We start from the raw sequence: 12,158 nt of genomic DNA on the forward strand, positions 1-12,158 counted from the left end.
TTCTTAAGATTACGGTCCCGGGCATTTTCTTCTTGCATTTTTTTGAAACACCCGGTAGAATTGGCAAATCGCTTACACGTGGCTTTGACTTGACGGCACAGTTTTAGGATATCCCTAACAAAATTTAGGCCGCTGGTTGCTAAAATTTTAACGGTTTACTTATTAAAAATGACAGTTATGGGTTATCATTCGTTAACTAATACACACTTCCTTCGTTTCGGCTAAAATCATGCAGACAACTACTCTCAGTAAGGAAGATAGCCTAACGAGTCTTACCGGCAGTCGCCTTAATCACGACCCCATTCGTTAGTGTGACTGTCCAATGATTTGCGTCGCAAGCAAGTCATAGTCTCCCGCAGTTACCACACTAAAAGATATATGTCGTTGTGCTTTTAAAAGTTTGCGGTAGAATAGACTTAAAGTCACGAGTAGGAAGATTCTAAAGGAGTGGATCGGTTATGTATCGTTTCTTTGTACAACCACAAATCAATCAAGATGACCACCGAGTCTTCGGCTATGAAGTCTTGTTACGTAAGCAGGAAGAGGACGCTTGGGTCTTGCCGCATCATTTTACGGACATCTCTGTTGCCGATCAGGCTAAGCTCCTTGAGGACACGGCTTCTTCGTTACACACAGCCGTTAACAATCAGGTACTCGCTTTTAATCTCAATAATCAACAGCTTCGCAATCCCCTCACGTTGGGGACGGTGATTGCTTTAAAGAAACGCATTGCCCCAGCCGCATTGACCATTGAGTTGACGGAGGCCCCGACCCTCGAGGAAATGAAGCAATTCAGTCTGGCCGTTCATCAATATGGCATTGGTTTAGTCTTAGACGATGTGGGCACGGGGTCCAACACGTACCAAAACATTCGCGACCTGTTACCCTTCGTGGACGAAATCAAGTTTGCCATGCAAAACCTACGGATGAGTGGGGAAGCCGACTTGATTCCCGCCAGCCTCGCCTTCTGGGCCCAAATTTCTCGGGAATACCGGTTACGCTTGATTCTTGAAGGCGTCGAGGATGCGGACGACCAGGCGTTGGCCAAGCAATTCGGTATCACCCTGCATCAAGGCTACTTATACGGTAAGCCTAGCTTAGTTTAACTTTTATAAGGGAGTCTCGGAACCGGTTTCGGTGCTGAGACTCCCTCTTTTTACCCAAAACGTCCCAACTGCATGTGTCACTTTTAAGTTTGGTGAGTTAACATGTATGGTAGGTACAAATAAATGCTGAATATAGATTGGATGGTGTTCCTTAATGACTTGGTCTCACTGGTTTGTGACCCCGGCAATTACGAGTCTGTTCTTCTTGCTGGGCGTGTTGACGCTGTACTGGTACCTCACCAACCGCATTATTCGGTGGTTCAAAACCCGCGGCAAACACCCCAATGAGGACAAGGTCCGCACCGACGTCGGTCTCGTTTATATGGTTGTCCTCAACGTTGGCGTGCAGCTCGCCGTCAATCACACCCCCTATAGCTGGGCCTTCACCAATTTCCAAATCTTCGCGATCGTCTTTGTCAGTTACTTTTTGATGTTGGAAATTAAGTTCTGGCAGTTGGCCCTCGCTATCCTGCTGTTCATGGCCGTCAACCAAACGCTGGGGCTGGGACTCGCCTGGGTCTTTGCGGTGGTCTTCATCGCCTACTTCTACGTGATGAAGTTCGTTCGCAGTCGACGGCATCATATGTGGCTCGACTACATCGAATACACTGTCGCCTCGTTGCTACTCTCCGCAATTCTCTGGGGCGTGGTTGGTCAGCGTTTCGGCCTATCCTCCTCCATCATGATGTGGGAGCTCATTTTCAGTTTCTTCCTGCTCACCATCATGTACATCTACGTGGATTCGTTGATGAGCGGCGCGGCCACCCTGGCGCAGCTGACCTATACCACGAACTACGATGACCTTACCCACGTGAAGAACTACTTTGCCTTTAAAAATGACTTCAGCGCGGCCTTCGATAACAGTAAGGTCACGCACAAGCCGCTGACGCTGATGCTGTTCGACATCGACCACTTCAAGCACGTCAACGACACTTACGGCCACTTGGCGGGTGACTACGTGCTGGGCCACACGGCCACCCTGATCAGTGATCAGATTCGGCGCATTGACCCTAATCTGGTCCTCTACCGAACCGGTGGCGAGGAATTCACGATTCTCTTTAAGAATTACACGACCGATCAGGCCCGCGAACACGTCGACGACATCGCCGAGAGTGTCCGGTCGGCCATCTTCTCCCACGGCGGCCAGCAAATTAGCGTCAGCATCTCCGTTGGTCTGACGCAACTCCAAACGGCCGACGAAGAACAACTGGACGTTTACCGGCGGGCCGATCAGAGCCTGTACTACTCTAAACGTAACGGTCGGGATCAAGTGACTGTGGGCTAGACAAGAGTGGGCCAAAAGGCGATTAGTCGGCGAGCATTAAGGCTGATAACCGGTCAATCCTGGTCTTGGATTGTTGGTTATCAGTTTTAAGCGGAACCGACTGCCTTTTGGCGCACGTTTCCACTATCTAAGATTAGAACAAAAACGCGTCTGGAATTTTTCTCCCAGGCGCGTTTTTGTGTACAATTTAACCGTTATTTTTTATCAAAAAGGTTATAAGGTAAATGGCGTGAACCATCGTCTTGGTCATGCTATAGTAAGGCTACCAAATCAGAAGATAGGCGGTGTTCCTATGTCCCCTGTGCTTACGCTTCGTTGCTTGCCGTTACCACGCTTGTTGGCTCAGTCCCGGCTTCTCAACGTCTCACCACAGCAGTTGCGCATACCACCCAAGCACCCACCGCGATTACCGGAAAATGCCTAACCAGTAACCACCCAGGCCGATCACGAAGACGCCGACTAACAGCCACAACGGCTTCACGTGGCGACGCAATAACCAGACACAGCCCAACGTTAACAGCAAAGGTACTAGTCCCGGCAGCAACCGGTCCAACATGCCTTGCAATGACAGACTCCCATGAGCACTCATCGCGATGATGGGTGCCAGTTTGACCCGCGTCCACCGTGGCACGATAGCGCCCATGACAAACATCCCAACGATGGACGCCCCCAGGGTCAGCTTCTGCAGCATGCCACTGCTCAGGGCCGTCACGACCTTGAGTCCCTGGTGATAGCCCCACCGCTGTGCAATCCAGCGAAAGGCTAACCGCACCACATTCCAACCGATAAAGAAGACTAAGGGCCCAACGATACCAAAGCCACTTAGCGCCAAGCTGGCCGCAAAGGCACTCAGAATCGGTCGCCAGGTCCCCCACCAAACGGGATCGGCCACCCCGGCTAAGGACCCCATCATGCCAACCTTGACGGCACTGATGTTCTCAGCCGAGACCGGCTTGCCATTCGCGTGGTCCTCTTCGAGCGACAGCGTCACCCCGGTAATCAACGACTGCATGTAGGGCATGGTATTGAACAACGCCAAATGCCGTTCTGCTGCCTCACCGGCCTCTTGTTTATCCGGATAAAGCCGCCGAATCGCCGGAATCATTAAATAACAAAAGCCTAAATTTTGTAACCGCGGATAATTCCACGCTGCTTGTTCCCAACCGGATCGCCCGAAAATCAGGAATTGATCCCCCAGCGTGAGTTGGCGCGGTTTTGTTTGTTCAGTTGCCACTCATCACGCCTCCTTAAAGATCATCCAGTTCCCGGTCTAATTCGTCTTCATCAGCCTGCGTACCGCCGCCCCCACCATTATCGTGGTGACCGCCATCTTGCAGACGCAGGTAGAGAATGGCCAGTCCCACGCCAATTAAGCCTAGCGCTACCAGACTCAGATGGCCATCCGTCGCGAGGGCAAACCCAATGAAGAAGAACGGCCAGAGCTGCCGGGTCGCCATCATATTGATAACAATGGCAAAGCTGACCACGACCAGCAGGCCCGCAGATACCCGTAGACCACCCTGAATGACTTGTGGCAACAGATGATAACTCGCGTGAATCCACGTACTGGGAATCCACATCAAGAGTGCCGTTGGAATCAAGACGCGAAGTCCCTGTAAGACCACGCTGAGGCGCAGAATCCAGTCAATCCGGTGCAGATTGCCACTGGCAGCGGCCACGTCGGCCTGTTGCACCAACGGAATAATCAGTTTACGCAAGCCCTGCGTCAAGCCCTGACCAATCAAGGCCAAGGGAATAGCTAAAATGACCCCTGCGGCCACGGGCAGGTGTGCCGGGCCACTGACCCACCACGCGGCCACAACGGCGGCTAACGCCGGATCAGGGGCAACAGCGGCCCCAATGTTCATCCAACCTAGAGTCACCAACTGCAGTGAAGCCCCGAGGGCAATCCCACTCACGAGATTCCCGGTTGCCAAGCCGACCAGCGTACAGGCAACGATAGGTTGATGAAATTCCCACTCATCAATCACACCTTCAATCCCCGCTAAGAAGGCAATAATCAAAACTCCCCAAATGCTCATGACCCGTTGACTCCCTTCTACTTTCTAATATGTACCGCAAAAACACCCCGCTCAGGTGGGGTGACCACCGAGTGAGGTGTTACGACAAACCCTTTTTAGCTGCTAACTTTAAGAAATCCTGTTTTCGATCCGTGGGAACCGTCTGCGCATAAACGTCGACGCCAGCCGCCACCAACTTCTTGGCAGCCGCAACATCCGCTTCATCGGCGGACAGACTAGCCGTCAACAGGGTCTTTCCGGCCGTATAGGCCAGGTTGCCCACGTTCACGCCAATCGCGGTCAGGTCGACACCTTGGTCTACCAAACTAGCCATTTCCGGCAACGTTTCCATTAAGATAATTGGCTGAAACCCATCAAAACGGGCATCCTGATAAATCTGGGCCATTTTCGCTAACGTAATGACGTTGGCCTTGGCTTCAGCCGGCGCCGCTTGAACGATCAGCGTCTTACGCAGTTGGTCCTGCGCCACGTCATCGGAGACGACCAAAATCCGGTTAGGCCGTACCGTCTTGGTCCACACCGTCGCAACTTGACCGTGCAGTAAGCGGTTATCGACCCGCGCTAATTTAATTGTCATCGTCATAGTAACTCGTCATCTCCCGTGTTCGCTTGTAAATCTAAATGGCGAATGCCACCCTGAGCTGCGCGCTCTAAGTGGGGAATCACCTCAGCCAAGGTCTGGTTCTGAATCGACAGTGCTTCAATCAGCATTGGTAGATTCAAGCCAGCCACGAGACCATACCGGTCCGGATGCTGGGCAACGACCCGACTAGCCGCGTTAAAGGGCGAACCGCCCCATAAGTCGACTAAAAATAACAGTTCATCTACCGGGGCCATTTCTTGAATCGCCGCCTGGTAGTGATTTGCCAAGTCCTCAACACTTTCGTCGGCCGCCAGTGTAACGGCAATAATTTTTTGAGCTTTACCGAAGATCATTTCGGCACTTTGTAAAATTCCACGGGCAAATTCACCATGGCTCGTGACGATTATGGCGAGCATTCTGCCACCCCTTCATCAATTCCGCTATTCAGCGGTTTTCCGTAAATTGCGTCCGAATTAAATATAGCATAAAAAAGCGGTTCCAGCTACTCCCTCAGCCAAATTTACAGGTGGTCCAGCATGGCCGCTGGCGTGATAAAACTAACGTCCGGCGTAAAATCAGTCGGGGTCCGCCCGTTCCACGCAGCGAAACCAAAGGTCACATGGGCCGCCGCCGAAGCCTCGGCGTCGTACACCGTGTCCCCCACGTAAACGGTCTCCGTCGGGTCAGCCCCGAGCCGGTCCATGGCCAACAGAATTCCATCCGGTTCCGGCTTGCCGTGGGCAATGTCTTCGGCAACGATGGCCTGACTAAAGTAGCTGTCCAGCCCCATGCTGACCACATCCCGGTCATATTCAAACCGTTGCTTGGAGGTCATGATGGCGAGACCCGCGCCGGCGGCCTTCAGCTGGGCAAGTGCTGAGGTGACTCCCGCGTAGATGGCCACCGTATCCCGGTAATCCTGTGTCCGGGGTCCCCACTCGGCCAAAATGTCGTCCACATCCGGCAACTGCAACCGAATCAGCGCGTCCCGGCTGGGAATGCCAAACGTCTTCGCTAACGTCGCATATTCCCGTTCAATCCCCCGGTCATGAAGAACGGCCTGGAGCGACTTCATGTACATGGCCTCGGTATCCAGTAAGGTCCCGTCAATATCAAAAATAAAATTTTTCATTTCGCAAGGTCTCCTTGTGCGTTTTTTACATTTTTAGGTAAAAAAATGGTGCGGCCATCACTGACCACACCATAGTTTATCACGCTTTACGGTAAGACTCTAATTCAGGTGCTGATGAAATTGTTTCACCTACAGGTTCGGTACGCGCAACTGATGCGGCCAACGCTTCGGCCTCTGGGTCCTTCCCAGCAGCGATGTCTTCTGAACGTTGCAAGTTCCGCAATTGCTTCACGGCCCGAATCCAAGACGGCACCAGGATGGCACAGGAACCCAACCAAGCCAACGGTTCAGCGGAAACGGCCCCGGCATAACCCAACGTGCCCACCAGGAACACCGCCGCAAAGACCCGCATGGTCAGTTCCCCGACACCGGCTAAGGTTGGCAGAACTCGTCGACCAAGGCCTTGGAGTGTGTTCCGGATGATAAAGAGGACACTTAACAAAAGGTACGTGCTCCCAATAATGTTGAAGTAGGTTTGTGATAATTGAATGACGTGTTCATCGGCCGTTCCAATGATCAGCGTCACAATTGGCTTACCGAAGAAGATGACTAGGCTCCCCGCCAAGACGGCGAAGGTTCCGGATAACCAGAGGGTCTTCTTGACCCCTTCCATGATACGACCGTACTTGCCGGCACCAAAGTTCTGCGCGGCAAAAGTTGCCATGGTGACCCCGAAGGAAGACATGGGCAGTGAACACAATTGGTCGACCTTGGACGCTGCAGTCGATGCCGCAACGGAGTCAGTTCCTAAGGAGTTCAAAGCTGCCTGCATCACCATTGTCCCAATCGCAATGATGGACAGTTGAAAGCCCATGGGCATCCCCGTGGAGAAATGTTGCCAGAGTTCATCGAACCCGAATTTAAAATCTTCCTTAGTGATGTGTAGGAGCGGAATGGACCGGATGATGTAACCCACACAGAGGAGTGAGGCGACCACCTGAGAGATGACGGTTGCCCAACCGGCACCAGCGACGCCCATGTGGAAGACCAGGATGAAGAGTAATTCTAAAAGCACGTTGACCACGGTCCCGATGACCAGGAAAATCAGCGGCGTCCGGGAATCCCCGAGCGCCCGAATAATGTTAGAGAGTAAGTTGAACGCCATCGACGCAAAAATCCCGGCAAAAATCGTGCTGATAAAGATCCGAGCATTGTCAAAGATGGATGCCGGGGTTTGCATTAATTTCAAGATAGGATCAACGAAGGTCAACGACAAGACCGTCAATACAATCGTCATTAAGATTGAAATGATAATGCTCGCGGCAAAGGACCGCCGCACACCCTTGTAATCGCGGGCCCCGAACCGAGTGGCCGTAATAATGGCCAAGCCAGCGGTCAGGCCTTGCGCGAAGCCAATAATTAAGAAGTTGATTGAACCGGTCGCACCAACGGCGGCCAGCGCCTTCACACCAAGGGTTTGCCCCACAACTACAGTATCAGAGACGTTATATAATTGCTGAAATAAATTACCAATCAACAATGGAATCGTGAAAAAGAAAATAAGTTTGAGGGAATTGCCCTTGGTTAAGTCGCTCATACGCCGACCTCCTTCTAAAATTATGGTCAATTAAATTGACACAAGAGAACTACTATAACGCGTTCACCACCGCTTGTCAGTACATTTGCTTAGAAAAATGAAAAGTGGTTGATTTAATTTTCAATCTTACGCTCTTCTTAAGAGTTTTTGAAGGCCTATTTTCATGAAAACGATTGCTTGTTGAAAATGTTATCTGTTTGTCATTTTTCGGGGGTAATTTAATTGTTTTGGGCCTTTATCGTTAACTCAAAACCGTGCTGGCCATGACTCTCGGCTAACACGGTTTTGCGTACACGCTAATCATCACATGTCATGAGTTTGTTTTGTACGTCCACTCGATTTTTCCTGCAACATACCTAATTCCTTGGCCCGCGCAATGGCCTTTTTTCCTCTTCATCAGAAAGGCCTACCATGCGATAACGCAGAAGATCCTCTTCAGTTGCGTGTGCTATATCAAGCGGCGGAAAGTTCTGGTCCAACTCTTCAAGTAAATTAAACGCCATCGTTTTCACGTTCCTTTCAACTGCAACTAGATTTTTAAACCGACTTGCCACCTTGTAGTCTTATAGCCACAATCATATGGCTTTTCCTGCATAACCACCCTAACAAAAACAAAAAAGCACCAACCCAATAGGTCGGTACTTTCTGTAAACCTCTGATGCGGCCAAGAAGATTCGAACTTCCACCCGGATTACCCGGACAAGATCCTTAATCTTGCGCGTCTGCCAATTCCGCCATGGCCGCATTAACTCACAAGAAATAGTATAACAAATGATTCCGCACCTGACAATATTTTTTGCAAGTTAATTCAAAAAAATTTTATTTATGCATCGGTTAAGACGGTCGCACCGTCCTGATCAAGGTCGATAACCCGCAAGCTACCGGCCATATCAAGCTTTGCTAACTTTGCCCGCAAAATTGTTAATTGTGGCGAAGTGCCAAAGGTCACAACGGTTGGACCGGCCCCACTGAGGTAGGTCCCGGTGATATTTAACTCGTGAGCGGCTTCCCGAATCTGATTGAGCTCCGGTACCAGTTGGGAACGCGCTTGTTCGTGGAACTCATCACGTTCAATCATGGTCGAGGCCAGGTCCCAATCACCCTTGAGCAGCGCGGCAACCAAGACGTTGGCCACACTGCTGGCATGAACCGCCGTCTGCAGGGGCAACTTTTCCGGTAAGACCGCGCGACTCTTGCGGGCCAACAGCTTTTGTCCTGGAATGAAGACCAGCACCCGCAAGTCCGGTAATGGTAGCTTGATGGCGTGAGCCTCATCGCCCTCCGCCGTGGCAACCGTGGCCTGGCCCATCAAGGCGGGCGCCACGTTATCCAGCGTGCCCCCTAATTTGACGGCCCAATTCAACTGCTGGGGAATCGTCAATTTCATATCGCCCAATTCATTGGCAATCTTAATCCCAGCGATAATGGCACTGGTCGAGCTCCCCAACCCCCGTGAGACGGGAATATCGGACATGACCGTTAACTGGTGCGCTGGTAAATCGGGGTTGACCTTCAAGGCCGTTTCCACCATCAGGTTGTGCTCGTCACGCGGAATCTCGGTGCCCAACGCATGGTTGACCCGCCAAGCTTCCGTTTTTTCTTCAATGATAACCGTTAAATATAAATGTAATGCCGCCCCAATCGAGTCGATTCCGGGGCCCAGGTTAGCCGCCGTAGCGGGAACCCGAATAATGGTTTTACCCATCAGTGATGACCTCCTTACGTTATTGTGGTCGCTCCTCGGCAATCACGGTCTTTTGCCAACGCAAATGCCCATGACACCGTCCGCAAACCATTTTGGAAACATCAATCCGTCGTGCCCGGTAATACCGCTGGTGACACTGAACGCATTCATACAGCATCCAGCGGCGCATCCGAGGTTGACGGTGGGGCGGTGCCGGCGCGAACCGGAGGCCACCCACCTGTTGCAGTAATTTTTTAAATGCCACGGTCCGGTGCTGCCCGGATTGGCCCGCCAAGTGCAAGTGATAGTGACACAACTCATGCTTGATCACGCCAATCAGAACGGCCTCACCGTGTTCCGTCAACATTTTAGGGTTGATTTCAATATCATGATCCGTCAGCCGGTAGCGGCCCCCCGTCGTTCGCAGCCGTGCGTTGAACGTGGCGTGATGCCGAAAGGGTTTGCCGAAGCTGGCCAGCGAAATCTGTTCAACCAACCGTTGTAAGTCGTCATTAGTCATGGTTCTCAGCTCGCATCGTCAGTTGAATCCGTTGCCGGTTCTCGTCGACGCTCAGCACCCAGACCGTGACCACATCCCCAATCGTCACGACCGTGCTGGGATCACTCACGTAATGGTCAGCCAACTGAGAAATGTGGACCAGTCCATCCTGCTTGACCCCAATATCCACAAACGCCCCGAAGTCGACCACGTTGCGGACGGTGCCTTGCAGCTCCATCCCCGGTTTCAAATCGGCCATGGTCAACACATCTTGGCGCAACAGTGGCGCTGGCATGCTGTCTCGCAGGTCCCGGCCCGGTTTCCGCAGGCTGGCGACGATGTCACTCAGGGTTGCCGCGCCAACATCTAACTTGTCTGCCCACTGCGTTTGATTGAGTTGAGCCAACTGTTGCTGTAGCTTAGGCTGACCAATCGTCTGGTCCGTACCCAATGCCTGCAATAATTGTCGTGCCACTGGATAACTTTCCGGGTGAATATCCGTGTTGTCCAGTGGTTCGCGACCATCAATGATTCGCAGGAAGCCAACCGCTTGTTGGTAGGCTTTCGGTCCTAGCCGTGGCACCTTCTTCAATTCCTGCCGGGCCGCAAAGCTCCCGTTATCATTGCGATAGGTCACAATATTTTGCGCGGTCGTCGCCGTCAGCCCAGAAATATGGGTCAACAGCTCTGGACTCGCCGTGTTCACGTTGACGCCGACCTGGTTGACGGCCGTTTCGACGACTCGGTCCAGCTGCTCGTCCAAGGCCTTTTCGGGCACGTCGTGTTGGTATTGGCCAACGCCGACCGCCTTGGGGTCAATTTTAATCAATTCGGCCAAGGGATCCTGTAGGCGCCGACCAATGCTGACGGCCGACCGCTCCTCAACGTGAAAGTCCGCAAACTCCGCGCGGGCGTTGGCACTAGCCGAGTAAACTGACGCACCGGCCTCGTTGACCAGCACGTAGTAGACCGGATGATTCAGCGTCTTTAAGATGCCACTCACAAACTCTTCGGACTCCCGACTCGCGGTCCCATTCCCGATGGCAATCATTTCAACGTGATAGTCCTCGAGCAATTTCTTAAACGCTGGACCCGCGGCTGCCCGGTCCTTGGCCTTCGCTGGCTTGTGCGGATAGATCACTTGCTTGGCGAGAAAACGCCCGTTGGGGTCCATGATGGCCAGCTTACAGCCAGTCCGGTACGCGGGGTCAAAGCCCATGACGACCTTCCCCTTCAATGGCGCCTGCATCAGCAGGTGATACAGGTTGTTGCCAAAAACCTGAATGGCATGCTCATCCGCCTGGTCTGTCAACTGGCGGCGGAGCTCCCGTTCAATGGCGGGGCCCAAGAACCGCTTGTAGGCGTCCGCAAAGGCGTCCTTAACCTTGGCCACAGCTGGACCCTGGTGCTGCCCAACCAGGCGGAAATGCCCGTACTGCAAAATGGACGTTGGGTCGACCGAGATGCCAACGGACAGAATTTTCTCCCGTTCCCCCCGATTGATGGCCAAGACCCGGTATGGTGGCAACTGCTTTAAACTCTGACTAAAGTCATAGTAGGTCGCGTAAACCTGCTGCTCATCGTCGTCCGCGGCGCCCCGCTTGAGCTTGCTGGTCAGTTCACCATGTTGCCAGGTGTAGGTACGGATCCATTCCCGAAACGCCGCCTGTTCGCTAAACGTTTCCGCCAAGATTTCGTGAACGCCGGCCCAAACGGCGGTGACATCCGGTAATTCCTTGGCAGGCGCCACAAACTGCTGCGCCTTGGCGGTTAGGCCAGTCGCCGGAAAGGTCAATAACCATTGCGCTAATGGCGCCAAGCCGGCCTCCCGCGCAACCGTAGCCTTGGTCCGACGCTTCTGCTTGTAAGGCAGGTAAAGATCCTCAACCTGTTGTAAAACCGTGGCGTGGGCCAAGCTCTGCTTAAGGGCTGGCGTCAATTTGCCTTGCTCAGTAATAATCTTTAAAACTTCTTGCCTTCGCTGATTCAACTTCAGCAGGCGGTGCGCTTCATCCTCAATATCCCGAATGGCCACTTCATCCAGTGAACCCGTCCGTTCCTTCCGATACCGCGCAATGAAGGGCACCGTATTGCCCTCGTCTAACAGGGTCAACACGGCCTGAATCTGTTGGACCCGGTACTGGCTCAGTTGTTGGTGAACCGGCTTAGCCAGGTCGCTTAGTGCTGTTTCGTGGGTAGTTGCCATGCAACCCCTCCGTTCTTGTTTTTTAGTAAGTGTCTCTAAGTTTTTTTGTATTCAGTTCTGTAAGTTCCTAGAAAATGGTGTTCC

General features: G+C 52.5%; 11 protein-coding genes and 1 tRNA gene. 2 read left to right on the plus strand and 10 right to left on the minus strand.

All coding sequences use genetic code 11. From position 1 onward, the window contains the following. Positions 1 to 458 precede the first annotated feature (458 nt). Both JUF13_RS07915 and JUF13_RS07920 read left to right on the plus strand, forming a co-directional pair. Entirely contained in the window at positions 459 to 1,106 is a 648-nt protein-coding gene (locus tag JUF13_RS07915) for an EAL domain-containing protein (RefSeq protein WP_125765652.1), read from the plus strand. Between the two features lie 154 nt (positions 1,107 to 1,260). Continuing rightward, entirely contained in the window at positions 1,261 to 2,391 is a 1,131-nt protein-coding gene (locus JUF13_RS07920) for a GGDEF domain-containing protein (RefSeq protein WP_203639006.1), read from the plus strand. Between the two features lie 406 nt (positions 2,392 to 2,797). Here JUF13_RS07920 and JUF13_RS07925 read toward each other — a convergent pair whose 3' ends face one another. From JUF13_RS07925 to JUF13_RS07970, 10 genes are all read right to left on the minus strand, one after another. After that, entirely contained in the window at positions 2,798 to 3,625 is an 828-nt protein-coding gene (locus tag JUF13_RS07925; RefSeq protein WP_203639007.1) for a PTS system mannose/fructose/sorbose family transporter subunit IID, read from the minus strand. Between the two features lie 13 nt (positions 3,626 to 3,638). Next, positions 3,639 to 4,433, minus strand: coding sequence for a mannose/fructose/sorbose family PTS transporter subunit IIC (locus tag JUF13_RS07930; RefSeq protein WP_203639008.1), 795 nt, complete (start codon positions 4,431 to 4,433; stop codon positions 3,639 to 3,641). Between the two features lie 79 nt (positions 4,434 to 4,512). Beyond that, positions 4,513 to 5,016 carry a PTS sugar transporter subunit IIB gene (locus JUF13_RS07935; protein ID WP_203639009.1) on the minus strand — a complete coding sequence of 168 codons (504 nt, stop codon included), beginning with the start codon at positions 5,014 to 5,016 and terminating at the stop codon, positions 4,513 to 4,515. Beyond that, the gene (locus tag JUF13_RS07940) at positions 5,013 to 5,432 is read right to left on the minus strand and encodes a PTS sugar transporter subunit IIA (RefSeq protein ID WP_125765647.1); all 420 of its coding nucleotides are present in this window, start codon (positions 5,430 to 5,432) and stop codon (positions 5,013 to 5,015) included. The genes JUF13_RS07935 and JUF13_RS07940 overlap by 4 nt, the downstream gene beginning before the upstream one ends. A 104-nt stretch (positions 5,433 to 5,536) precedes the next feature. Next, entirely contained in the window at positions 5,537 to 6,148 is a 612-nt protein-coding gene (locus JUF13_RS07945) for an HAD family hydrolase (RefSeq protein ID WP_203639010.1), read from the minus strand. 79 nt (positions 6,149 to 6,227) lie between these two features. Further along, on the minus strand, positions 6,228 to 7,685 hold the full coding sequence (locus JUF13_RS07950) for an MATE family efflux transporter (protein ID WP_203639012.1): 1,458 nt from the start codon (positions 7,683 to 7,685) through the stop codon (positions 6,228 to 6,230). A gap of 659 nt (positions 7,686 to 8,344) precedes the next feature. Continuing rightward, positions 8,345 to 8,429 (minus strand) — tRNA-Leu (locus JUF13_RS07955). Between the two features lie 79 nt (positions 8,430 to 8,508). Next, positions 8,509 to 9,390, minus strand: coding sequence for a homoserine kinase (gene thrB / locus JUF13_RS07960; protein WP_203639015.1), 882 nt, complete (start codon positions 9,388 to 9,390; stop codon positions 8,509 to 8,511). Between the two features lie 19 nt (positions 9,391 to 9,409). Next, the gene (locus JUF13_RS07965) at positions 9,410 to 9,889 is read right to left on the minus strand and encodes a SprT family protein (RefSeq protein ID WP_203639017.1); all 480 of its coding nucleotides are present in this window, start codon (positions 9,887 to 9,889) and stop codon (positions 9,410 to 9,412) included. Further along, the gene (locus tag JUF13_RS07970; protein WP_203639019.1) at positions 9,882 to 12,074 is read right to left on the minus strand and encodes a Tex family protein; all 2,193 of its coding nucleotides are present in this window, start codon (positions 12,072 to 12,074) and stop codon (positions 9,882 to 9,884) included. Before JUF13_RS07970 ends, JUF13_RS07965 begins: the two co-directional genes overlap by 8 nt. Positions 12,075 to 12,158: the final 84 nt, after the last annotated feature.

This window comes from Levilactobacillus wangkuiensis (genome assembly GCF_016861605.1).
In the GTDB taxonomy this organism is placed as follows: Bacteria; Bacillota; Bacilli; order Lactobacillales; family Lactobacillaceae; genus Levilactobacillus; species Levilactobacillus wangkuiensis.